We start from the raw sequence: 23,661 nt of genomic DNA on the forward strand, positions 1-23,661 counted from the left end.
GTTACTCACCCGTCCGCCGCTAGGGTCCGAAGACCCTCGCTCGACTTGCATGTATTAGGCACGCCGCCAGCGTTCGTCCTGAGCCAGGATCAAACTCTCCATTAAAGTTGCTCCCATCACCCGAAGGTCATGCTCGCTATAATGTAAGCTGACTAAGCTCAAAATTTAAAACTGGCGAGAATTTTCATTCTCTAATTCACTCACTCGTTGTTCAGTTTTCAAAGGGCAATTTCATTCAAGTCACTGTCGATTTATTATTACTTCCGTCGAAAGCGACTTTATTAATATAACACATTCTCTTTTGTTAATACAAGTGTTTTTTTTAACCAACTTTTCGAAAGCTCAATTCTTCACTTGCATTTTCCGTGCCTCAATCGGCCGGAAGACTAATTTACCATGCTCGTCCCACAATGTCAACCCTTAAAATAAATAAAGCATGCCTCTTGCAAAAGGGGCGCTGCACACCAATCTTAATCATTCAAGTTATTAAGATGAAGGCAATGAAATGAAGACGGAACAAGCTTCTCGATATCTATGCTGAAGAATTAACATAAAAAAAGCACAGACCCGAGTGGTCTATGCCTTGGATTTCCTGAAATTAAAAGCCGGTCGCTCCCGCTTCGGCCAATTGCTGCGCAAACTCGTCATGAATATGACCGTTCGAGCAAAGAAGATTCCTTACACCCAAATTGTATGGGTTTCCGAGCGTATCCGTAACTTTCCCTCCTGCTTCCGTGATCAATAACGCCCCGGCAGCAATATCCCAGGAGTTCAAACCGATCTCCCAGAAGCCGCTTAACCGCCCGGCGGCAACATAGGCCATATGCAAAGCGGCCGAACCGGCAACTCGAATATTGCGCACTTTTGGGGTAAGCGACTGCAATCCCTGCAAATTGATCGGCAGCGCGTGCTGCTTATCGGCCGGAAATCCCGTAGCGACCAGACTGTCGGTTAGTAAGGGTTCAGCGGACACCCGCATTTTTTTCCCTTTTAAGTAGGCGCCTTTGCCTTTCTCAGCTACATAAAGTTCATTATGAATAGGGTTATACACAACACCCACAATAACTTCGCCTTTGTGCGCCAATGCAATCGAAACCGAAAAAAACGGAAAGCCGTGCACGAAGTTCGTCGTACCGTCAAGAGGATCGACGATCCACAAATATTCTTCTCCTCTCATCCGCTCCAAAGCGGATTGAGAAGCGGCCGGCCCAGGCTCGACACCCTCCTCCCCCAATATCGCATGGGTCGGAAAATGTGTCTGGATCAAATTGCGTATCATCGTTTCCGCGCCTTTGTCCACTTCGGTCACTAAATCATGGACTGAATATTTGGTCTGCAGGGTGTTGAAATCCCCTAGTTTACTTTGTATCCATTCCCCTGCTTTGGAGGCGGTATTAATGGCAACAGCGGTAAAACTTTTGCTACCGACGGAAAAACGCGTTGTATTTTGATTCGACATTGGATCATTCCTTTACGAAATTCATTTCAATCGCCTATCTATTAAAATGATCTGTTGTAAAGCTATAGCTATTGGATTCTTAAATAGTATAGTTAATATACGTAATTAATGCTACGTCGTTTCACCCAAAAAGCATCGTGGGTTTTAACAAAAGCGTGAACTCGCAATAGACATGGTTATTGTTCAATTTTTGTAAAAAAAACATCCGCCGCGATGGGACGGATGTTTTTTGGAACATAAACGGTATGCTGTTGTACTCTAAACGCCGACGATGTGATAGCCGCCGTCCACGTAGATCACTTCTCCCGTAATACCGCGTGACAAGTGGCTCATCAGAAATAATGCCGTATCGCCGACTTCCGCGGTTTCGGTCGTGCGGCGCAGCGGCGCTTTTTCCTCCACCGTTTTCAAAATGGAGTTGAAGTCCTTGATGCCTTTGGCCGCCAACGTACGAATCGGACCCGCCGAAATCGCATTAACGCGAATATTGAATTGTCCAAGATCGTTCGCCAAATAGCGCACGCTTGCTTCCAGCGCAGCCTTGGCGATCCCCATGACGTTGTAGTTTTTCATTGCACGCTCGGCGCCCAAATAGGTCATCGTCATGATGCTACCGCCTTCGGTCATGAGCGGGTACAGCTTTTGCGCGACGGCGACAAGCGAATAGGCGCTAATATCGTGGGCAAGCGCGAAGCCGTCGCGGGATGTATTGACGAACAAGCCTTCCAGCTCTTCCGTGCGGGCGAAAGCAATGCTGTGAACGATGCCGTGCAGCACGCCGAACTGCTCGCGAAGCGCCTCCGCCAATTGATCGATATCTGCATCCACCGTAACGTTGCACGGCAAAATCGATGCGTTCGGGATCGTATCGGCCAGCTTGCGCACCCGTTCTTCCACGCGTTCGTTCTCATAAGTAAACACGAGTCGCGCTCCCTGACTTGCCAAAGATTGGGCAATGGCCCATGCAATGCTGCGGTCGTTAGCCACACCCATCACAACTATATTTTTACCCGCTACCAAATTCATAGTAATGTTCCCCTCTCGCTCACAAATTAGGGCTCGGACATAGATTCCCTCCTCAAATTACCTGATTTTACCGAATATTTCAAGTCACATTTACCGAGCTTATTCGCTATTTTCCGAGCATTACATTTCGAAAGACGCCTGGGTCAACACGGTTATGCCCGGCTCATTGCGAACCGATTCCATCAGTTGGAGCAGAGCCTCATCTTTCCTCTTCGCTTCCAGCATAATATCAAGCCGCGGGGTTAGCGGAGCAATGGCGCGCAGAAAGTCCATCAGCCGCGATGCGTCGACATAGTCGGCATGGCTGCGAACGTCTTTGTCGCTCTTCGGGCTGGACACATGAATTTTCGGCGGTAAAGGCGCCTGCTCTTCCGAGACACTAAGGTCTGCCTGCTCTGTCTCTAGACGCCAAGTCTCTGCGATGCGCGGCCAAAGCGCTTCGGCGGATTCGCCGCATGGGTTGACGTCATGATGATGCAGATCCAGAACCATCGGCACTCCCACATCTTCGCACACTTCAAGCGTTTCAAGGGCGTTGAATGTTTTGTCGTCATTCTCCAGCGTAATGCGTCGCCTGATGCGTTCCGGCATGGAAAGGAAATTATCGATAAATCGTTTTGCCGCGGTTTCCTTGTTCCCGTAAGCGCCGCCGATATGTATATTGCATTTGGCCGACTCATCCAGTCCCATGGCCTCCAGCATTTGCACATGACGATCGAGATCGGCGAACGAGTTAGCCAGAACATCCTTGCGCGGCGTACTCAGCACTGTAAAATGATCGGGATGGAAGCTCAGCCGCATTCGATGTTCTTTGGCATAAGTTCCAAGTTCGGAGAAGACATCGCGAAGTTCGGGGATCGGATTCCATTCCTTCAGCATCTCATGACCGATCAAAGGAATGAGTCGGGACGACATACGGTACATTTCGATCTCATACGCCCGGTTATGCTTCAATAGACGGAGTGTATTGTGAATATTTTCGCCGGCTATGCGTTCAAGCTTGCGAATCGCCGCTTCGCGATCTTCCACTTTGGCGAAGTTCGTCGCCGTCATCGTTTTCGAAGGCGAAGCATTGTTGACGAGCATGGACATCGCCACATAACCTAAACGGACAATCATTGTAGGATCACGCTCCAGTACTCCGGTCTTCGATTAGCTTGCCCATCGTCGTACGGAAGTACCATTCTTAATGCAAAGAAAAAAGCATCCTTTCCCGAAGAATACGGAGAAAGCAATGCTTTTGTTGTGTGATTCCTGCATCATGGCCTGACTACTCTCTGGCACTGAAAAACATTTCTTGAGCGAGAGCGGTCTGCACCCGCGCTTCTTCATCATTAAGCTTGCGGACAAGCTCCATTTCCACCTGTGTCACTTCTTCGCCTTGAAAGTTAATTTCGGCGATGGAGGCGACGATTTTGACGATGGCGATCGCCTGATTGTCCGGCGTATAAGCGATGACCTTCTGTCCCGTCGGAAACACGCGGAAGCCGCTTTTCATCATTTTGCCTCGGCCGTACTCGAGCAGTTCATACAGCTCTTGTTCGGATTTGAATTTGCAAACGGAATTGAATTCGGTTTGGAATCCCATACATTCGCTCCCCTCAGCCTGATCTTCTAAGACTTAGCATAAAGGATTGTGCAAGGCAAAAGCAACTGGCTGCGCATTACACATCAGGCACATCAAACGTATACTGCAGGCTCTGCTTCTCGGCATGGCGCTGCAAGGCAAGCAGAATCAAGTTATCCAGCAGCTCGCTGTACGGCTTTCCGCTTTCTCGCCACAATAGCGGGTACATGCTAAAGGGAGTGAAGCCGGGCATCGTGTTGATTTCATTGATGAATATTTTCGAATCCTCTTTCCTCAGGAAAAAATCAACCCGTGACAGCCCGGTGCCGTCAATGGCCTGAAAAGCGCGAATGGCAAGCGCGCGAATCTCGTCCGCTAAGGACTGCGGAATTTCCGCGGGAATGATCATTGAAGATTTGCCGTCGATATATTTGGCTTTATAATCATAAAATTCATTGGAGGAGACGATCTCTCCGACAACGGAAGCTTGCGGCTCATCGTTGCCCAACACTGCCACTTCAAGCTCGCGAGCGTCAATAAATTCTTCCACGACCACTTTGCGGTCATATTGAAACGCGGTTCGAACCGCTTCCATAAGTTCGGCGCGGTTCCTTGCTTTGCTTATGCCGACGCTGGAACCGAGATTGGCCGGTTTGACGAAGCAAGGGTAGCCGACGGAAACTTCAATTTCGAGCAAATATTCGTTCATCTCTTTTTCCCACTGCTTCTTCGTAAAATGGCGGAATACGCACTGGGGCAATTGTTCCTGAGCGAACATTTTTTTCATCATGGCCTTGTCCATGCCGACGGACGATGCCATAACGCCGGTGCCTACATAGGCGATGTCTGCCATTTCCAGCAGTCCCTGAATGGTGCCGTCCTCTCCGAACGTTCCATGCAGCAGCGGAAAAACGACATCGAGGGGCACAACCGATGCCCGGGTGTCTTGACCGGGCCCCTGAACCGCGCCGAAAAAGGGCTGCAGCGCGAATGCTCCCTCTTCTTCAGATTGCTCTTGGAACGTAAGGGCGGCTGCCGACTGTACCGGTCCGGTCAGCTGCGGTCCCGAACGCCATTCCCCCTGCTTGGTTATGTAAAACGGCTGAACGTCGTATTTGTTCAAATCGAAAGCTTTAATAACGGCAAGTGCAGTTTGAAGCGACACCTCATGCTCCCCAGATTTGCCTCCGTAGATTAAGCCTACACGAATTTTGTCGCTCATAAGTACCTCCGGATGGATATGGTGAAATCGGTAAACTCTAATGAAATGAAAAGAAAAAGGAAGTAGGAAGCCGTTACATATCGACGATATGTAAAAATCGGTACCGCGTTCGATCGGTATAGGCCGGGGAATCCGTATAGCTCCAGTAACGATGCTTGCTGCTGACCGTGTGCGCATTAACAAGCGGCATCCCGTTCGCGTCTTTCGCCGTGACGATCGTGCTATGCTTGAATCCGCTGGTACCGTCCCAGTCATAGCTGATCACATCGCCGAGCTCCAGCTCCTCCGCTCGCTCAACTTCCCGCGCGCGAAGCCCGCTCCGGCTTGTCAGCAAATAAAACTGCAAGCTGTCGGCTACGGCCCAACTGTAGCTCCACAGCTCCTGCCCGCCGACGCGGCCTTTATACCACCAGCCCGCATTCCTTTTACCAGTATAGTTCATCGGCGCCCCGCCTGCAAAGAGGCACTGGGACACATAATTGCTGCAGTCGACTTCGAAAGTCAAGTAGGCCGGGTTTCCTTTATCCCACCACCGGTCCGCATAGCGTGCCGCCGCCACCCGGTTGTAGGGCGCACGAGGCGCAGCATATTGGAATTGCGGGAGGACATTATAGTTGAGGTAAGGCACGGAAGGCGCGCGCATCAAATCGACCGCCGTAAACGTGTCGTCCGCTTCCATCAGACCCCCTGCCTCTAAATGGCGGAGCCGCAGTGTATCTTCATGATCGAGAAGCTCCACGCTCTCGATTCGATAGTCGCCTTCATCCGCGGTTAAGGTGAGGCGTTCTTTTTCAATCCGCTGCTCTTCATGCGGGGTATGGCGAATGTCGCCGACAATCGTTCGCATCAGCTTAATATCGGCGATGATGCGGCCTCTTTGTTCGGAAACGGAGGAGACAGACAGGCGGGTTTCATGTTTCACAGGAGTTAGACCCCGCATCCAGTCGGATTGCTTGAGCCGTTCTAGCCGCTTCGCTTGCGTTTCCAAAAACGAGGCGTCACCAACAAACGGCAGCATGGGCTCAATCGAGTAGTCGATATCGGTTTGATTGCGGCTGTGAACATAGTTGTAAAGGGTCGTTTTCCAAGACATGGCACCCCTGGCCCCCTTCGCATAGTAACGAACAATACATGTAATTTAGCCGTTTTCCGTCATCCGGGTATAAACATTCTTTTCCATTATATGAAGGTATTCATGCAAAAATGATCGAAATCAACCTTTACGAAAAGGACCAAAAGCATGTATACTGTAACTAGAGCTTATAATGAAATCGCGTTTCACTATATGAAACAAGATGATTGCAGCTAATATAATCAAGGAGGAATAGCTACCATGTCTAAAAAAGACACTTTTTCGGCCCGTAAGCAGCTGAGTGTTGGCGGCAAGTCGTACAACTACTACAGCCTGCAAGCGTTCGAAGAGCAGGGCAACGGTAAAGTATCGAACCTGCCTTTCTCCATTAAAGTGCTGCTCGAAGCGGCGATTCGTCAATTTGACGGCAAAGCGATTACGAACGAGCACGTGAAGCAAATCGCAAACTGGGCTTCCGAGCGCGATGCGAACAAAGAAATTCCTTTCATTCCTGCACGGATCGTGCTGCAGGACTTCACCGGCGTGCCGGTTGTCGTCGACCTTGCAGCCATGAGAGATACAATGAAGCGCGCCGGCGGAGACCCGAAGCGGATCAACCCGCTCGTACCGGTTGACCTGGTTATCGACCACTCCGTTATGGTCGACGCTTTCGGTTCCAAGGACGCCCTTGAGTACAATGAGAAAGTCGAGTTCGAACGAAATGAAGAGCGCTACCGCTTCCTGCGTTGGGCGCAAACGGCATTCGATAATTTCCGCGCGGTTCCGCCGGATACGGGTATCGTTCACCAAGTTAACCTGGAGTACCTTGCATCCGTCGCCGCTACCAAAACCGTAGACGGCGAAACGGAAGTGTATCCGGACTCTCTGGTCGGCACCGACTCCCATACGACGATGATCAACGGTCTTGGCATCGTGGGCTGGGGCGTTGGCGGTATTGAGGCGGAAGCCGGCATGCTCGGTCAACCGCTGTACTTCGTAACGCCGGAAGTTATCGGCTTCAAGCTGACAGGTACGCTGGCGGAAGGCGCAACGGCGACCGACCTCGCTCTTACCGTTACGCAAATACTGCGTAAAAAAGGCGTTGTCGGCAAATTCGTAGAGTTCTACGGCCCGGGCCTTTCCAACATCAGTCTGGCTGACCGCGCTACAGTGGCCAATATGGCTCCGGAGTACGGTGCAACGATCGGTTTCTTCCCGGTTGACGCCGAATCTTTGAACTACATGAGAAGCACAGGCCGCGACGAAGCGCAAATCGCTCTCGTAGAGGCTTACTATAAAGAACAAGGCATGTTCCGCACGGACGCTACGCCGGATCCGGTGTTCAGCGACGTCATCGAGCTTGACCTCGGCTCCGTCGTGCCAAGCTTGGCCGGTCCGAAGCGTCCGCAAGACCGCGTTGAACTGACGAACATGAAAGAGTCGTTCAACTCCATCATTCGCACTCCGATCGAAAAGGGCGGCTACGGCTTGTCCGACGAGAAGATCGCGGAATCGGTGGAAGTAAAACATCCAAGCGGCGAAAATAGCAAAATGGGTACCGGCGCAGTCGTTATCGCAGCGATCACATCCTGTACGAATACGTCCAACCCCAGCGTTATGCTCGGCGCCGGCCTCGTAGCGAAAAAAGCGGTAGCCCGCGGCCTTCGCAAACCAGGCTACGTGAAAAGCAGCTTGACTCCGGGTTCCCTCGTCGTAACCGACTACTTGACGAAAGCCGGTCTCATCGAGCCGCTTGAAGCGCTTGGTTTCCACGTGGCAGGTTACGGCTGCGCGACATGTATCGGTAACTCCGGTCCGCTGCCTGACGAAGTCAGCAAAGCGATCGCCGATAACGATATGACCGTTGCCGCCGTTCTATCCGGTAACCGGAACTTCGAAGGCCGCGTTCATGCGCAAGTGAAAGCCAACTACCTGGCTTCTCCGCCGCTCGTAGTCGCTTATGCTTTGGCCGGAACCGTCAACATCGACCTGGCGAACGATCCGATCGGTTACGACCAATCGAACCAGCCGGTGTACTTGAAAGATATTTGGCCGACGTCTCAAGAGGTGCAAGAAGCGATTCAATCCGCGATTACGCCTGAGATGTACCGTTCGAAATATGCGGACGTATTCCGTTCCAACGAGCGCTTTAATGCGATCAACGTACCGGAAGGCGATCTGTACGCGTGGGATGAAAAGTCCACTTACATCGCCAACCCGCCGTTCTTCACGAACCTGGGCTCCGAATTGAACGATATCGCCGATATTCGCGGCGCAAAAACGCTCGCGCTGATGGGCGACTCCGTTACAACGGACCACATCTCGCCTGCCGGCAACATCAAAGTCGACAGCCCTGCCGGTAAGTTCCTGATCGAGCATGGCGTGAAGAAAGAAGACTTCAACTCGTACGGCTCCCGCCGCGGCAACCACGATGTGATGATGCGCGGTACGTTCGCGAACATCCGCATCCGCAACCAAGTGGCGCCTGGCACGGAAGGCGGCGTAACGACTTACCTGCCGACCGGCGAAGTGATGTCGATCTACGACGCATCCATGAAGTATCAGGAGCAAGGCACGAACCTCGTCGTTATCGCAGGGAAAGAATACGGCACGGGAAGCTCCCGCGACTGGGCCGCTAAAGGTACGTTCCTGCTCGGCGTGAAAGCCGTTATTGCCGAGAGCTTCGAGCGGATTCACCGCTCCAACCTCGTAGGCATGGGCGTGCTGCCGCTGCAGTTCGTCGAAGGGCAAAGCTGGAGCTCGCTCGGCTTGACGGGCCGCGAAACGTTCGACATCGTGGGCCTCAGCAACGATGTACAGCCTGGCCAAAAAGTTCCGGTTAACGTAACGCGCGAAGACGGATCGACCTTCAGCTTCGAAGCGATTGTTCGTCTGGACAGCTACGTGGATGTAGATTACTACCGCAACGGCGGTATTCTGCAAACCGTATTGCGTCAAATTATGGCGTAACACCCGGTAATCCTTCGGATCACCGGCCGGAACGGGAATAAATACGGAACCCCCGAATCTCGAATTATTCGAGATTCGGGGGTTCTTTTGTGTTACAGTGCACGCAGGCGTGCGCCCGTCCGAGAGAAATCGGAGAACGGCGGGGTTTGACCGCCGTCATGCGACTCCGAAACGTTCGCTCGGGATTCTCGCGGTACGTTGCATCGTTTGGAGACGTTCCGCCGCAGATCGCGAACTGGTACGATCGGTGTTATTTCAGCATCTTGCCCATGCGCCGCGCCGCTTCCATCAGGAGCGGTGCGAATTCTTTCATCTTCTCCACCGTCAGCCGGTTGGAGGGACCGCTCGCCGCGAGCGCGGCGATCAGCCGCCCGCCCCGCGCCAGAATGGGCGCGGAGACGGCCGCTGCGCCGGGCTCACGCTCTTCGACGCTGGTAGCGTAGCCCAGCGTCTTCACCTCCTGCAGCTGCTGCAGGAACGCAGCTGTGGCCACCGCCTGCGGCCAGGCCGGGTCGCGCAGCAGCGCCAGCTGCGCTTCGGCGGCCTCGAAGGCGACGAGCACTTTGCTCGACGCGCCGACGTACAGCGGCAGTCTCGCCCCGATCGGCGCCACACGGCGGATCGCCTGGTTGCTCTGTACGGCCTGGACGCGGACCCGCTCCAAGCCGTCGCGTACGTACAGGCTGATCGTCTCGCCAAGCTGGTCGCGCAGCCGTTCCATCTCCGGCAGCAGAATGAGCGCCGGATCATCGCTGTGCGTCAAATTCGCGGACAGCTCCCAAATACGGAAGCCGAGCCGATACCGCTCCGATGCCGGGTCGCGGATAATAAAGCCTTTCCCCTCCAGCGAGGCCAGCAGCCGGTGAACGGTGCTCTTGTGCAAGCTGACCCTGCCGGATATCTCCGTCAGGCTGAGATCTTCCGCTTCCGCAAAACATAGCAATATATCGAGCGCTCGCTCCACGGCGCGAACGGTTAATTTGCCATCCTCCACCCATACCACTCCTCGAAAAAATGTTTCACTAGTTGAAATCTATTATAGCCCATTTTTAATCATTTTAGTAGATTGTTTTGCAAATGTTGCCCCCTCGGTTATAACTCACAAGCCGCTTTCTTTTTATAAGCAGATTACAGTTTGTTTACATTTGCACCATATGGGTTGACTCCACACGCATGCCGATTTACTATAAAATGAGCAGGATCTCTATCCTTGAATGGCCGGAATGCAACCTATCCCCAGACAGTACCGGTGGAACCGCATCATGTTAAGCGGGAAGCTCTTTCCGTTCCGAACCAGTCGTCCGTCGCACACAGTCATCATTGTTATCAAGGGGGAGATTACGATGGAAACCAACTCTTACTCGTCCGTACCGATGAATCAATCAGCGGTTGCAACCGCTGTCAGGCGCACTTCCTTTTTACGCCGCCATAAGACGCTCCTCATGATACTGCTGTCCGCACTTCTTCTTCTGTTCAGCTTGACGATGGCGTTCCACGCGTTCGTCGCTTATACGCTTGCTAGGCCGCATATCGATCCGCTTCGATCCAACCCTGCCGCAGCTTTCGGCGCCCCTTACGAAAATATTCAATTTCCGAGCATCACCGGCTCCTCGACCTTATCGGGCTGGTATATTCCCGCTGCAGCTGCAGCTTCCGGCAAGGAGCAGCAAACCGTCGTGTTCTCCCATGGCTACGGCGGCAACCGGGAAGAGATTTGGGTGCCGATCTACGATCTGGCCAAGGCTGCGCGCAATATGGGCTTTAACGTGGTCATGTTCGATTACGGCTATGTCCAGCCGCAATGGAACGTAACCGGTGGACTCCGCGAATCCGAAGAACTGCTCGGCGCCGTCAAATATGCGAAAGATCAAGGCGCAAAAAAAGTATTCGTCTGGGGCTTTTCGATGGGAGCGGGCACCGCGCTGCAAGCCGCATTGCAAACGAGAGACATCGACGGCATGATTCTCGACAGCACGTTTATTCTCGAGCCGGACACCTTGTATCACAACATGAAGCAAGAAGCGAAGCTGCCCGAATTTTCCCAGCCGTTGGTCCATATGTTTTTCCCGCTCATCAACGGGGTCAGCTTGAAACAAATTCCGTATCAAACCGTGAAAGAGACGCAATACTCGATGCCGATTTTTTTCATTCACGGCAAGCAGGATCTGAAAGCGCCCTACGATATGGCGGAGAGCATTTTCGCGCACCAGAAAGCGGATTCAGGCTCTCAGCTGTGGCTGCTCGAGAACGACGGCCACGAACTGATCTACCGCGCGCATAAAAAGAGTTATTTGCAGCTGACTACCGGCTTCCTGAAGACCTTATCCGAAGCCCCGCCCGCGCCGATCAAGTACAGCGGAGCGCGATAAGCGACATAGGACAACAACCTTCCCGAATACAATGTCTCGTAGAGCCCGGTCCCGGGCGACGAGATGACGGGGAGGTTTTTTTATGCTGCGCGTATACGGTTCCCTGATGCCGCTAAGGGTGTTGGAAGAAATCCGTTTTTGGAAAATGCAGGAGAGGGAGCATACGATCGTTATCCGGGAATTGGCCCCTGCGCTGGAGGCTCCGTATGTCGCGCTTTTGCAGCAGTGGGAAGGAACGTTCGGCCAAACGGAAGCGGCTGCCCAGCAGTGGATCGAAACCGTGGTCCGTTTGCAGCCCCCCCTAAGTCCCTATATTGACGGGCGGGTTCGGGAGCTGCTGCAAGTAGCGGTACTGGAGTCCGGGGAATTCATTCGGCAGCTGTTTATGCTGATGGAGCACAGCGCCCCGATCAAAGCCAGTCCGGTCATCAAAACCGTCGTTATGCATATTATCCGGGAATCGGAATATTTTCTCGGCGTTTTGCAAGCGGCGCAGCAGCATGAACCGGATTCAGTAATGGATGGTTTGCGCGAGCAGGCATTCGGTCCGGCAGCGCCCACTGCGTTTTTTTCGGAAGACAGCGCCGAGGACGCTTCTTATGTCCCTAATAGGCCGGAAGACGATGAACCGATGCCGCTTAACGCGTCTGCCGAGGCGGATCGTTCTTCCGAGCTTACCGCTACGCAGGAGGGCCTTTGGTCGCTCGGCACGGCACCGAACGTCGATTCCGCACCGGTTCCGATCGGAGGACACCGGCTGCCGGCGCTGCCCTATGCGTACAATGCGCTCGAACCTTATATCGATACGGACACGATGAGGCTGCACCACGACAAGCATCACCAGACGTACGTGGACGGCTTGAACAAAGCGGAGAAAAAGTTGGCTGAGGCGCGGGAGTCCGGCGACTACGATCTGATCAAGCATTGGTCGCGGGAAGCAGCGTTTCATGGCGCCGGCCATTATTTGCATACGATTTTTTGGGAGAGCATGAAGCCGGGAGGCGGCGGAAAGGCGACAGGCGACATCGCCGGAGAAATCAAGCGGTCCTTCGGCAGCTTCGATGCGTTCCGGAAACAGTTCGGCGCCGCTGCAGACAAGGTGGAGGGCGGCGGCTGGGCGATTCTCGTTTGGAGTCCGAGAAGCCATCTGCTTGAGCTGCTTCAGGCCGAGAAGCATCAGAACTTGTCGCAATGGGACGTCATCCCGCTCCTGCCGCTCGATGTATGGGAACACGCGTATTATCTCAAATATAAAAATGCGCGAGGAGCCTATATCGAGGCTTGGTGGAACACCGTCAACTGGGACCGCGTGAACGAACGATTCAACGCTGCGCGCCAGCTGAAATGGCTGCCGTATTGACGCTGATTGCACATCGATTCCACTGATCGCAACCGGAACAGCCAGAACAAAGCGCCCTTCGCAACGCCCCTATAGGGGTGACGAAGAGCGCTTATTTGATCGGCGCGGGATCCGTTCCGGCAGCCAAACGGGCCGGCCGGTCCACCAAATCCAATGCTGCTTACTGTTTGATCAAGGATAAAAATTCCGACCGCGATGCGGCCTCTTTGCGGAAAACGCCGCGAACCGCCGAAGTGACGGTTTTGCTCCCCGGTTTTTTCACGCCGCGGGCGCACATGCACAAGTGCTCGCCTTCCACCACGACCATGCAGCCGTGCGGCTCCAGCACTTCCTCGATGATATCCGCGATCTCGGACGTAATGCGTTCCTGCACCTGCAGGCGGCGGGTAACGGCTTCCACCAATCGGGCAAACTTGCTAAGCCCGGCGATCCTCCCGCTCGGAATATAACCGATGTGGATTTTACCGAAAAACGGCGCCATATGATGTTCGCACTGGCTGTAGTAGACGATATCTTTCACGATGACAAGCTCCTCGTGCTTCTCATCAAAGGCTACGCCTAATATTTCTCTGACGTCCGCTTCATATCCGCCAAATATTTCTTCATACATGCGAGTCACCCTCGCAGGGGTTTCGAGCAACCCTTCCCGATCGACATCTTCACCGATCAAGCGCAAAATTTCACGTACATGGTACTCTACCTGCTCGCGGTTTTCAGCTACCCGGTTGTTTTTGTATTCCTTCGCCGGCATGCGCATTCCCTCCCCTTGTCCGTCTCCCGAGAAGAAGCCTGCAAGTCCGATTGTCAGGCTTTACGGACGAAACTTTTTGTTTTTCATCATTTGCTGCATCTTGTTCATCTGCTGCTTGTTCAAGTTGTAGCCCATCTGCTTCGCCATCCGCTGAAGCATCTCGGGATCGCCTTGCATTTTCTCCATCTGCTTGCGCAAATACGTTACCCCGATAAAAAATCCTCCGACGCCGCCTGCTATTAAGGCAACGATCGCTGTGACAGCATACCACATAATCTCGTACCCACCTCAAAAAATTAATCAATGTTCATCATAGCACGACTGCCGTTCCGTTACAATCGGCACCTGTCGCTGAAATTCGCAGAAAGCCAGAACGACCCGCTCGGACTACATCAGCACGTTTTCGATAAAAACGGTGTTATGCTTCGCCAGATCGATTTCTTTGATTGCGAGCTCACGGTCCCCGCTGTTCTTCACGATGCGGACGACCGGACGACCGGGCAGCCCGCGGTGTTGTCCGACCACAACGCCCGTCTCCTTCGTAGACAAACGAACGGAAGTTCCCGTCGGATAGACGGAAACGCTGCGCAAAAACGGAATGACCGCTTCGCGGTCGAGCTTCGTCCCCGCAAGCGCCATCATATATTCGCAAGCTTCGTGCGGCAGCATCCGCCGCCCCTGCGAAAGGTCGAACAGCAAGTTGTCGTACGTATTCGCAACCGCCACAATGCGCGCATATAAATGAATCTCCTCCATTTTCAAACGGCGCGGCTTCCCTTCCCCATCCATCGTCTCGTGATGCTGGAAGGCGACATGCGCAATAAGCAGGCTCAGCTCGCGTTTATGCTTGAGCACTTCGAAGCCGCGCCATGCGTGATGCTTGCGGGAATCTTCGCTCTCATCGTCGGCCGTGAGCTCGAGCTTGCCGACATCGTGCAGCAGCGCGCCGATGGCGAGTTCGCGCAGTTGGCTCGTCGGCAAGCCCATGTTGATGCCGATCAATGTGGACATCATGCAGACGTTCACCGCATGCACATACATCTCGTTGTCCTTGGAACGAATGTCCGACAGCTGCACGAGCACTTCCTTGTTCTTCATGATCTCTTCCAGCAAGGAATCGACGCTCTGGTGAATATACTTGGTATTGATATCTTTGCCCGAACGGATCGACTCGAACGTTTCGCACATGCGCTGAATGACGACCCGTTTCGTTTCCTCCGACACCAGCTCCGGAATTTCAATATCGTCAAATTGCTGGTCTTTTATGAAAATCATCGTTACGCCGATCCGTCTCAGCGTGTTGATCATATATACCGTCAACTGCACGCCTTCGGACAGCAAAACGGCTCCGTTGCTCGAGAAGATCGTCCGCCCCAAATACTGGCCCGATTCCACACTTTCGATGTCAACATATCTCATAAGGCGCCCCCGCTCATTATACCTTCGTGTTGGAGCAAATACGTTTTGATATCGAGCCCGCCGCCGTACCCCACGAGCGCCCCGCCCGAGCCGATAATGCGGTGGCAAGGGACGATCAGCGGCACCGGGTTGCGGTTGTTCGAGCCTCCGACCGCGCGAACCGCCTTCGGAGCTCCGATGCGCTCGGCAATTTGTTTATACGAACGCGTCTCGCCGAAAGGAACTTCGAGCAGCGCCTGCCACACCTTCACTTGAAACGGCGTCCCGCGCAGTGCGAGCGGCATGTCGAACCGCTCCCGCGTGCCGGCAAAATAGTCCTGCAGCTGTGCCGCCGCCTCCGATAACGCCTCCGGGTCACGCTGCCACTGCACAGTGCTGTACCAACGCTTCGACCAGTTGCTCAGCTCACGTTCTACGTCCGCGAACCCGCCGAACTCCACATGGCAAAGCCCCGGCTGTTCTCCACCGCTCCAGCCCAGCGTCAGCACGCCGATCGGCGACTTGATTTCATCATACTTCATCGTTTCCATGCTCGTTCACCCGCTTGCTTTCATCGAATGTGTCCAGTGCCTTCCCGATTTCGCTGCGCGCGGCTTCGTCGCGCTCCCGTTCCTGTGCGGCGGCGAGCGCCTCCCGCGCCGCCCGGCCGCCGATGCGGCCGAGCGCCCAGGCCGCCGTAGCCCGTATCTCGGGACGCTCGTCCCCCAGCAGCAGCTCGGTGAGCTGCGGCACGCTGCTCGCGTCCCGGAAATTGCCCAGCGCGAGAATCGCATTGCGCTGGATTGGTTTGCGCCCGCGCCAGGAGGCCGCGCTCGTGCCGAACCGCTCCTTGAACTCGCGGTTCGACATGAAGAGCAGCGGCTTCAGCAGCGGCTTGACCTGTTCCGGCTCCGGGGTCAGCTCCGGATGATGCGCGAAATGCACGCCTTTGTTTTTCGGACATACGATCTGGCACGTATCGCAGCCGTACAGCCGGTTCCCGATCTTCCGCTTAAGCTCGTCGTCCTCGATGATCCCTTTCGTCTGCGTCAAAAACGAAACGCACCGCTGCGCGTTTAGCTGACCCGGTCCGACGAGCGCGCCGGTCGGACAAGCGTCGATGCACAGCGTACAATCGCCGCAGCTTTCCGTGACCGGCTTGTCCGGCGGCAGCGGGATGTTCGTGATCATCTCGCCGAGATATACCCACGAACCGAACTCCGGCGTAATGACGGAGCAGTTTTTGCCGACCCAGCCGATGCCGGCGCGCTCGGCGACCGCCCGGTCGACAAGCGCCCCCGTGTCGACCATGCTCTGCACCCGCGCTCCCGGTACGCGGGCGAGCAGCCATGCTTCCAGCCGCTCGAGCCGGCTGCGCAGCACGTGGTGATAGTCCGTTCCCCAGGCGGAACGGGATAAAATGCCGCGGTACGCCCCCGGCTCCGATCGCGGCGGATTTTCCAGCTTCGACGGATAGGCGATCGCGATGGACAGGATCGACTTCGGCTCCGCCAGCGTCAGCGCCGGGTCCACCCGCTTCTCGATGTCCTTCTCTTCGAAGCCCGATTCGTACCCCTTCTCGCGGTGCTTAAGCAAAATATGCTTGAGCTCGGTGAACGGCTCGGCACTCGCTACGCCGAGCTTATCGATGCCGAACTCAGGCAAAGCAGCCATCAGCTCTTCTTTCAGCCGCTGCCAATCGGTTCGAGCGCTTCCGTCTGAAGCCGCGTTCCATTGTTCGTCCGAGTGATTCATCATGGCCTTATTACGCCTTACAGGCTCCTCCACTTCTGCAGCGGCCACACGATCCATTCCGCCTTCCCTTCCACCTGGCCGATCGAGACGGCGCCAAAGCTGCGGCTGTCATAGCTGGCATAGCGGTGCCGGTTGTCGCCCATGACAAACAGATGGTTGTCGGCAACCGTATACGGCTCAAAACGGCCGTCTTCAATGGCGGAATCCGTGTAAGCTTCCTGCACTTCTTGGTCGTTCACGTACAGTTTTCCACTGCGGATGGACACTTCATCCCCTGCGACGGCGATAACCCGTTTCACAAGGTACGGGTGCGTTGAAGCGATACCATCCGCCTCCTTGATCACAACGACGTCCCCTCGTTTAAGGAAGCCGGTAAAACGGACCGTTTTGTTAATGAAGAGCCATTCCCCTTCTTCCAGCGTCGGCTGCATGGACGCCCCCCGCACCGTGGAAAGATGAAAACCGAATTGATGAATGACAACCACGGCAATCAAGGCGATAACGATCGACTTCATCCAATCCCATACTTCAAGCAGCAGCCCGGTGCCCTCGTCTTCGCCCACCGGTACGCCAGAAAATTCGTCGCTGCTTTTTTTAGGAGAAAACAGCCGCATCTTATCCCTCCGCTCCGTGTTCTCTCCATTTATTATAGTAGAAAAGCACCAGATCGTCCTGAAAAGGTGAGTGTCCGCCTTTGACGCGTTCAAGCAAATCTTTGAGGCCTTGCTTCACTTTGACCTCGACAACCGGCGAATAATGATAGCTCAGCTTGTGCCGTTCATATTCTTCCTGATCTACGACATGGACTTCGCCACCAGGCATGCGGATCACATCGAGATCGTAATCAATATAAGTAATCACGTTGCCGTTCACATAGGGCGGGGAAGCGACGTTGCAGTAATACCGTACACCGTTATCTTCGATCAACGCCACGACGTTAAACCATTGCCCCGGAATAAAAAAAGAAATGCCCGGTATGCGGCTAACCCATTCTTTGCCGTCCGCTTCGACGATTTTGGTTTGACTGTTGATCAGCACCATCATCGACTCCGCCAAATGCGATTCATGCATCTGCGATTCCGGAACGAGCCAGTTTTGAAGCCACATCCGGTGCAGATGTCCGTCATGTTTGAAGCTTTTAATAACAAACGAGGAAAAAGTCGTCATGAGGTCCAGACCCTTCTACTTACGGTTTCGGCTAGTGCATCGAGCGGCATCGATTGTTCACGCTCCGTTTGTCTTGCTACTAGCATAAACGTAAGCGTCCCCGCTTTCAAGAGCAGCGCGGCGGCGACCGGCCCAAAACAGAAAAAGCATAACCACAGCAAGCGGACAGCGCTTCGTGTTATGCCTTAATAAATTTGAATGGTAGCTTACGGATTGATGTTATCCGTTAACGATCTGTAGGCGGTGCGTCGTCCGGGAAAAGTCGCTTGCTTGGTATCCGGCCTTCTCGTACACCGGAATGACGACTTCATTGTAGGCATCCACGGTAACGAGGATACGGCGCACTTTCCGTTGCAAAAATTTTTGTTTCAGCGACTCGATCAGCTTCTGGCCGATGCCGCGCCGCTGATGCTGCGATTGTACCGCGATGCGGTAATAATATCCGTTCTGATTATCGATGGTCCCTACAATGACTCCGACAATGCCGCCTTCCTCTTCGGCGACCATAATCAGTTCGCTATCCCACGACAATTGTCTGGCGAATGCGGCCATCGTCTCTTCGTAACAAACCTCGGACAGCACTTCATTTAGAAGCTCGGTGACTGAAATATAATCCGACAGTTGAAACGGACGAACTTGACAGGAATTTTCAGACATATTCGACTCTCCCCGCAGCATAAATTCATCATAACTTTAAAATTACGACAAAAATCGAAATATTCCTGCTAAATTGTTAAAAAAAACACAGAAATTCATCACATTTTATACATTTGCTCTTGAAAGCGCTTATTTTGAAGCGTTTTCATGGATTTGGCATCTGTTGATTATAGTTTTGCTTCTCGGACTCTATTATTCTATATGCTCCGAACTTCCGAATTATTGCACCGGATTTGAAAGAGAGCTTCCGCAACGAAATTCGCCGGCTGTATAAAAAGTGCGGCGTCGTGAAACGATATTCATTGGGATTTTGGGCAACATTCCGCACTTACAGGAAAGGAGCGATCCTCATGAAAAACAGCGAAACCGGTTCGATACGGCCTATCCATCAATTGAACGATTTGAAGACGTCGGACTGGAATTCCGAAGAGCTTCATTACCATCAACGGGTAATGAGCGATTTGTCCCCTTGGCTCAATGCTCAGGGCACAGCCATGCTGGGGCAAATTATTACGGAAATCGAGCACCGAGGCGGCGAGAAGGGAGCGAACACGAACACTTAATATACATAAATGTTGATTTTATATAGTAAATAGGCGATAATAAGAATGGAAATTACATATTTTATAGGAGGTTTTTGAAGATGGCACACCAATTACCGGCACTTCCTTATGCAAACAACGCACTTGAGCCTCACATTGACGAAATGACTATGATGATCCACCACGATCGTCACCACAACACATATGTAACGAACCTCAACGCGGCGCTGGAAGGCAATGCCGATCTGCAAGCAAAAAGCGTTGAAGATCTGATCTCCGATCTGAACAGCGTTCCGGAAGCAATCCGCACAGCCGTTCGCAACAACGGCGGCGGCCATGCCAACCACTCCCTGTTCTGGGAAACGATCGGCCCGAACGGCGGCGGTGCTCCAAGCGGCAAGCTGGCTGACGCGATCAACAGCGAGCTTGGCGGCTTCGACAAGTTTAAAGAAGATTTCGCCAAAGCAGCAACGACCCGCTTCGGTTCCGGCTGGTCGTTCCTTGCCGTAAGCAAAGACGGCAAATTGAAAGTATACAGCTTGCCGAACCAAGACAGCCCGATCATGGAAGGCGAAACGCCGATCCTCGGACTGGACGTATGGGAGCATGCTTACTACCTGAAATATCAAAACAAACGTCCTGACTACATCGCCGCATTCTGGAACGTAGTCAATTGGGCAGAAGTCGGCAAACGTTACGAAGCTGCAGCGAAATAATAATGCCGCAAACGGCGAAGGCTTGGTTCCTAATGGAATCAAGCCTTTTCTGTCATTACGCGATATGTTTTGAGCGATGCACCAGCAGCGTCGTCATGATCCCCACGAGCAAAACCTCGACCATTCTTTTTTTATCGACCGCTTGATCCAAATGATCCAGGGGACAATGAAAAAAGCAAGCAAAACGCGTCTACAAATTCCCTCGCTTGCTCCATCTTCTCTTTCATCGCCAGTCCTCTCCCCTTTCCACGTTATGAAGCTAGAGCAGAAGTTATCGGTCGATAGGAACATGATCCTGGTAAAAACGTTAAATCACTTGATGCGAATGATGTATAGACATTAAAAGCCACATCGGTCCGAATCGTCGGACGGATGCGGCTTTGCCGTACCTTTATGACTTTTGTCGAAAATACGTATTCAGGATTCGAAGGAAGACGTTCGGAAACGCAAGCTGCGCCATGTCGTCCGGACCGATCCAGCGGTAATGCGTTGGCAATAGCGCCGGATGATCCGGCAGCAGCGCCGAACGTTCCGGACGGCATACGTAGACGTCCAGCTCCCAATGGATATGGCTGAACGTATGCTCCGCCTGCATATACCAGGCGACCGGAGCAATGGCAAGGCTCTCCTCTTCGAGATGAGTCGCAAGCACACTCTGCGCCAGCGACGGATCATCCTGCGCCGATGGCACTGATGCCTCAAACGGAGCCAAGGCGTGCGGCAGCTCCCACATGCGGGCAAGGAGTCCCTCCTGCGGACGCTGGCGCACGAGCACGCACCCCGCTTGCTCGCCGTCGCCTTCGACGAGAGCAACGAAGCGCCGCTCCGGCCGGGGCGGCTTCGCCTTCTTCTTGACCGGCAGCGACTCCTCCATGCCCGCGTCCCGTCCCATGCAGTGCGCCATGACCGGGCAAGTCAGGCAGCTTGGCGATTTGGGCGTACAAACAAGGGCGCCCAGCTCCATGAGCCCTTGATTGAAATCGCCCGCCGCCCCTTCGGGGATCAGCTCCTGCGCCAGCTTCTCCATCGCAACGCGCGTGCTGCCTTTCATAATATCGTCTTCAATCAGGAAGTACCGCGACAGCACGCGCATCACATTGCCGTCCACGGCCGGCTCGGGCTTGTTGTAAGCGATGCTCAGGATCGCCCCCGCCGTATAGGGACCGACGCCTTTGAGCGAAAAGACGTCCTCCTTCGTGTCGGGAACGACGCCGCCGTAATTTTCGCGCACTTCGCGCACGGCGCTTTGCAGATTGCGGGCCCGGGAGTAATAGCCGAGGCCCTCCCACATTTTGAGCACTTCCTCCTCCGGTGCTTCCGCCAATGCTTCGACCGTAGGGAACTTCTCCACAAACCGGTTGAAGTACGGAATAACGGTTTCCACTCTCGTTTGCTGCAGCATAATTTCAGAAACCCAAATATGGTATGGATTCCGGCTTCTGCGCCAAGGCAGGTCGCGTTTATGCCGGCGATACCAGGCCAGAAGCTCGGTGGAAAAATAATGTTTTTTTTGTTCCAGCAGATTCATGATTGCTCCTTCTTTTGCACACGTATTCGATATATAATGATTCATGACAAATTGATATGTTCACGAAAGGGGCCGCATCCGATGCTGACTCCCGGCGAACTCGCCTCACGGCTGAACAAGATGGTGATCTCCATCCTGCTCGTCGGTCATCAAAAATGTGAAGAAAACTGGCATCAGAAGCCACGCACCATCAAATACCAGTCGCTGTGGCTCATTATACGAGGAAAAGGTACGTTTACGATCAACGGCACGCATTATCCGGCGGAGGCCGGAAGGCTGTTCTCGTTCGCTCCCGGCATGGTCGTGGAACGCTCATCCGATCCCGAGCAGCCGCTCGAATATTACTTCCTACGCTTTCATTATACGGAATGTTACGAAGAGAAGGAACAGTGGATTTACCGCGGCGCCGCCGAATCGCGGTTTCCGCTGGAAGGCATGTATACCTGCACCAACACGCCTCAGCTGATCTATTTGTTCGAGCAGCTGGATACGTTATGGAAGCGCAGAGGTCATATGACGGCCATGCGCCGCAAAATTATTATGCAGGAGCTGCTGCTGACGCTTGTCGCCGATTTCCGGGCGCAAAAGGCGGAAGGCGACACGACGGCCGCCATCGAGCAGACGCAGGACTACATGGTCAGTCATTACCAAGAGCCGTTGACGCTGGAAGGTCTCGCGCAGATGGCCGGCCTCAGCGTCAGCCATTATTCGCGCTTGTTCAAAAAATATATCGGCTACAGCCCGATCGACTATTTGACGCACTTGCGGGTCGACCGGGCGAAAGAGCTGCTCGTTTTATCCGAGTACCGGTTGAAATCGATAGCGGGCAGCGTCGGCTATACGGACGAATTTTATTTCAGCCGCATCTTCAAAAAAGTAACCGGCTTTTCCCCAAGAGAATATGCGAAGCAGCACCGGTTCACGCCTGATAATTAATGATGACATGAAACCCGGAGCGCGGCCGATTCGGGTTTGACTTGCGCCGCCGGAAAGTGTACGCTACCTGTACAATAAGGATATCGGTTTGTCCGGCAACTTGCGCGCTTCTCGGCTTATGCCGGATATCGTTATGTGCCGGAAGTAGTGGGGTGAAACGATGAACAATATGAATTCGGCCGCCGGCGTGACCGGGAGCGGTCGAAGCGGCGAAACCGGCCGAACAGTTCTTGCGGAACGGCGGGCCGCCGCGAAGCCTTACGCCGTCTGGCTGTACATATGGGGATTGGAATGGCTGCTCTCCGCGATGATCTCGTTCTTCGATCCGGGCGATGCGTACGGCGCTTGGCGTGTGGGCGTGCTGCTCGCCGCGGTCGCGGCCACCGCCGCCGTATGGCTGCGGCGCAGCAAAAATGCGGACAAGCCGTCCGTCCGGCATACTGCGCCGTTAAGCGCGGCAATGCCCGTGCTGGCCTGCACGTTGATCGCGGCCGTGCTGCTGCGAACCGGGGTCGTCAGCCCCTTGTATATGCCTTTGCTGAAAGGCATCGTTCTCGCCGCCGCGTACGGCGTGCTGAGCGTGAAGCTGGGGACACCACTTCTCTATATGGGCTTGTGGATGCTGGCCCTTACGTTTACGGTCGCCTATGCTTACCTTGGGTATGCTTCCGTACTGCTTGGCGGTTTTGGCGGGCTCAGCCTGCTAACGCTCGGCCTTCTGTTGAACTTCTGGCATACGTTATGGAAAAGGAGAATGGGGTAGATGCACATTCGTCTCGAATGGAAATGTCTAGGGGTCCTTGCAATGACCGTAGCCGCCTGCGCGGCGCTTGCTTCCTGCAGCCCGAAAAACAGTCCGGACCCGTTCGGCGGCAAAACGGGGCAAGAAGGAGCCGCGAATGCGAATGCGATGACTGGAGCGTCGGAACAAGTGCAAGCCGTTTATAAGCAGCGCTGCTTGTCCTGCCACGGAAACGCGCTGGAAGGCAAAATCGGACCGACAACGAATTTGCAAAAGGTCGGCGGTCGGCTTTCCAAAGAACAAATTGTAAAGCAAATCAACAGCGGCGGCAACGGCATGCCCGGATTTGCCGGACAGATCAAGCCCGACGAAGTCGAAGCGTTAGCCAGTTGGCTAGCCGAGAAAAAATAACGATGAGGATCGT

At 53.9% G+C, this 23,661-nt stretch carries 24 protein-coding genes and 1 rRNA gene; 8 read left to right on the forward strand and 17 right to left on the reverse strand.

Annotated features, from left to right (window positions below):
* The 7 genes from ACFQI7_RS28265 to ACFQI7_RS28295 all read right to left on the reverse strand — a co-directional run.
* Positions 1–105, reverse strand: a 16S ribosomal RNA gene (locus ACFQI7_RS28265); the annotation flags it as partial.
* Between the two features lie 493 nt (positions 106–598).
* A complete protein-coding gene (locus ACFQI7_RS28270) occupies positions 599–1,459 on the reverse strand; it encodes an inositol monophosphatase family protein (protein WP_218100831.1) in 861 nt (286 codons plus the stop codon).
* A 258-nt stretch (positions 1,460–1,717) separates the two neighbouring features.
* A complete protein-coding gene (fabI, locus tag ACFQI7_RS28275) occupies positions 1,718–2,485 on the reverse strand; it encodes an enoyl-ACP reductase FabI (RefSeq protein ID WP_218100832.1) in 768 nt (255 codons plus the stop codon).
* Between the two features lie 120 nt (positions 2,486–2,605).
* Positions 2,606–3,604 (reverse strand): UV DNA damage repair endonuclease UvsE, encoded by a 999-nt coding sequence (gene uvsE, locus ACFQI7_RS28280; RefSeq protein WP_218100833.1) that lies wholly within the window; start codon positions 3,602–3,604, stop codon positions 2,606–2,608.
* 151 nt (positions 3,605–3,755) lie between these two features.
* A complete protein-coding gene (locus ACFQI7_RS28285; RefSeq protein ID WP_218100834.1) occupies positions 3,756–4,073 on the reverse strand; it encodes a hypothetical protein in 318 nt (105 codons plus the stop codon).
* Positions 4,074–4,149: 76 nt separating this feature from the next.
* Positions 4,150–5,274: a D-alanine--D-alanine ligase gene (locus ACFQI7_RS28290; protein WP_218100835.1), complete on the reverse strand. Its 1,125-nt coding sequence runs from the start codon at positions 5,272–5,274 to the stop codon at positions 4,150–4,152.
* Between the two features lie 73 nt (positions 5,275–5,347).
* Positions 5,348–6,367, reverse strand: a complete 1,020-nt coding sequence (locus ACFQI7_RS28295) for an amidase domain-containing protein (protein ID WP_218100836.1) — start codon at positions 6,365–6,367, stop codon at positions 5,348–5,350.
* Positions 6,368–6,607: 240 nt separating this feature from the next.
* Here ACFQI7_RS28295 and acnA point away from each other — a divergent pair, with 240 nt between their 5' ends.
* Positions 6,608–9,316, forward strand: coding sequence for an aconitate hydratase AcnA (gene acnA / locus ACFQI7_RS28300; RefSeq protein ID WP_218100837.1), 2,709 nt, complete (start codon positions 6,608–6,610; stop codon positions 9,314–9,316).
* A gap of 250 nt (positions 9,317–9,566) precedes the next feature.
* Here the strand turns inward: acnA and ACFQI7_RS28305 are convergent, their stop codons facing one another.
* The gene (locus ACFQI7_RS28305; protein ID WP_218100838.1) at positions 9,567–10,310 is read right to left on the reverse strand and encodes an IclR family transcriptional regulator; all 744 of its coding nucleotides are present in this window, start codon (positions 10,308–10,310) and stop codon (positions 9,567–9,569) included.
* A 349-nt stretch (positions 10,311–10,659) separates the two neighbouring features.
* On the opposite strand from ACFQI7_RS28305, the gene ACFQI7_RS28310 reads away from it, so the two are divergent.
* Together ACFQI7_RS28310 and ACFQI7_RS28315 are read left to right on the forward strand one after the other, a co-directional pair.
* Positions 10,660–11,685: an alpha/beta hydrolase gene (locus ACFQI7_RS28310; protein ID WP_218100839.1), complete on the forward strand. Its 1,026-nt coding sequence runs from the start codon at positions 10,660–10,662 to the stop codon at positions 11,683–11,685.
* An 82-nt stretch (positions 11,686–11,767) separates the two neighbouring features.
* Positions 11,768–13,045, forward strand: coding sequence for a Fe-Mn family superoxide dismutase (locus tag ACFQI7_RS28315; protein ID WP_218100840.1), 1,278 nt, complete (start codon positions 11,768–11,770; stop codon positions 13,043–13,045).
* Between the two features lie 160 nt (positions 13,046–13,205).
* On the opposite strand, the gene folE is transcribed toward ACFQI7_RS28315, so the two are convergent.
* The 8 genes from folE to ACFQI7_RS28355 all read right to left on the reverse strand — a co-directional run bounded on the left by folE (position 13,206) and on the right by ACFQI7_RS28355 (position 18,773).
* Complete coding sequence (gene folE, locus ACFQI7_RS28320; RefSeq protein ID WP_218100841.1) at positions 13,206–13,796, reverse strand: GTP cyclohydrolase I FolE; 591 nt, start codon at positions 13,794–13,796, stop codon at positions 13,206–13,208.
* 60 nt (positions 13,797–13,856) lie between these two features.
* The gene (locus tag ACFQI7_RS28325; RefSeq protein WP_218100842.1) at positions 13,857–14,069 is read right to left on the reverse strand and encodes a YneF family protein; all 213 of its coding nucleotides are present in this window, start codon (positions 14,067–14,069) and stop codon (positions 13,857–13,859) included.
* A gap of 114 nt (positions 14,070–14,183) precedes the next feature.
* Positions 14,184–15,215, reverse strand: a complete 1,032-nt coding sequence (locus ACFQI7_RS28330) for an HD-GYP domain-containing protein (RefSeq protein WP_218100843.1) — start codon at positions 15,213–15,215, stop codon at positions 14,184–14,186.
* Positions 15,212–15,745, reverse strand: a complete 534-nt coding sequence (locus ACFQI7_RS28335; RefSeq protein ID WP_218100844.1) for a methylated-DNA--[protein]-cysteine S-methyltransferase — start codon at positions 15,743–15,745, stop codon at positions 15,212–15,214. The genes ACFQI7_RS28330 and ACFQI7_RS28335 overlap by 4 nt, the downstream gene beginning before the upstream one ends.
* The gene (gene queG, locus ACFQI7_RS28340) at positions 15,726–16,952 is read right to left on the reverse strand and encodes a tRNA epoxyqueuosine(34) reductase QueG (protein ID WP_218100987.1); all 1,227 of its coding nucleotides are present in this window, start codon (positions 16,950–16,952) and stop codon (positions 15,726–15,728) included. The genes ACFQI7_RS28335 and queG overlap by 20 nt, the downstream gene beginning before the upstream one ends.
* A 14-nt stretch (positions 16,953–16,966) precedes the next feature.
* On the reverse strand, positions 16,967–17,563 hold the full coding sequence (gene lepB, locus ACFQI7_RS28345; RefSeq protein WP_218100845.1) for a signal peptidase I: 597 nt from the start codon (positions 17,561–17,563) through the stop codon (positions 16,967–16,969).
* A gap of 1 nt (position 17,564) precedes the next feature.
* The gene (locus ACFQI7_RS28350) at positions 17,565–18,116 is read right to left on the reverse strand and encodes a DUF402 domain-containing protein (RefSeq protein WP_218100846.1); all 552 of its coding nucleotides are present in this window, start codon (positions 18,114–18,116) and stop codon (positions 17,565–17,567) included.
* Positions 18,117–18,335: 219 nt separating this feature from the next.
* On the reverse strand, positions 18,336–18,773 hold the full coding sequence (locus tag ACFQI7_RS28355) for a GNAT family N-acetyltransferase (RefSeq protein ID WP_218100847.1): 438 nt from the start codon (positions 18,771–18,773) through the stop codon (positions 18,336–18,338).
* Positions 18,774–19,123: 350 nt separating this feature from the next.
* Here ACFQI7_RS28355 and ACFQI7_RS28360 point away from each other — a divergent pair, with 350 nt between their 5' ends.
* Positions 19,124–19,336, forward strand: coding sequence for a hypothetical protein (locus tag ACFQI7_RS28360; RefSeq protein WP_218100848.1), 213 nt, complete (start codon positions 19,124–19,126; stop codon positions 19,334–19,336).
* Between the two features lie 80 nt (positions 19,337–19,416).
* Positions 19,417–20,031 carry a superoxide dismutase gene (locus tag ACFQI7_RS28365; protein ID WP_218100849.1) on the forward strand — a complete coding sequence of 205 codons (615 nt, stop codon included), beginning with the start codon at positions 19,417–19,419 and terminating at the stop codon, positions 20,029–20,031.
* A gap of 391 nt (positions 20,032–20,422) precedes the next feature.
* On the opposite strand, the gene mutY is transcribed toward ACFQI7_RS28365, so the two are convergent.
* Positions 20,423–21,559 (reverse strand): A/G-specific adenine glycosylase, encoded by a 1,137-nt coding sequence (gene mutY, locus ACFQI7_RS28370; protein WP_218100850.1) that lies wholly within the window; start codon positions 21,557–21,559, stop codon positions 20,423–20,425.
* A gap of 81 nt (positions 21,560–21,640) precedes the next feature.
* Here mutY and ACFQI7_RS28375 point away from each other — a divergent pair, with 81 nt between their 5' ends.
* From ACFQI7_RS28375 to ACFQI7_RS28385, 3 genes are all read left to right on the forward strand, one after another.
* A complete protein-coding gene (locus ACFQI7_RS28375; RefSeq protein WP_218100851.1) occupies positions 21,641–22,495 on the forward strand; it encodes an AraC family transcriptional regulator in 855 nt (284 codons plus the stop codon).
* 160 nt (positions 22,496–22,655) lie between these two features.
* Entirely contained in the window at positions 22,656–23,258 is a 603-nt protein-coding gene (locus tag ACFQI7_RS28380; protein WP_218100852.1) for a hypothetical protein, read from the forward strand.
* Entirely contained in the window at positions 23,259–23,648 is a 390-nt protein-coding gene (locus tag ACFQI7_RS28385; RefSeq protein ID WP_218100853.1) for a c-type cytochrome, read from the forward strand.
* The last annotated feature ends 13 nt before the right edge of the window (positions 23,649–23,661 follow it).

The sequence above is a fragment of the Paenibacillus allorhizosphaerae genome (assembly GCF_042659105.1).
GTDB classification, from domain to species: Bacteria; Bacillota; Bacilli; order Paenibacillales; family NBRC-103111; genus Paenibacillus_G; species Paenibacillus_G allorhizosphaerae.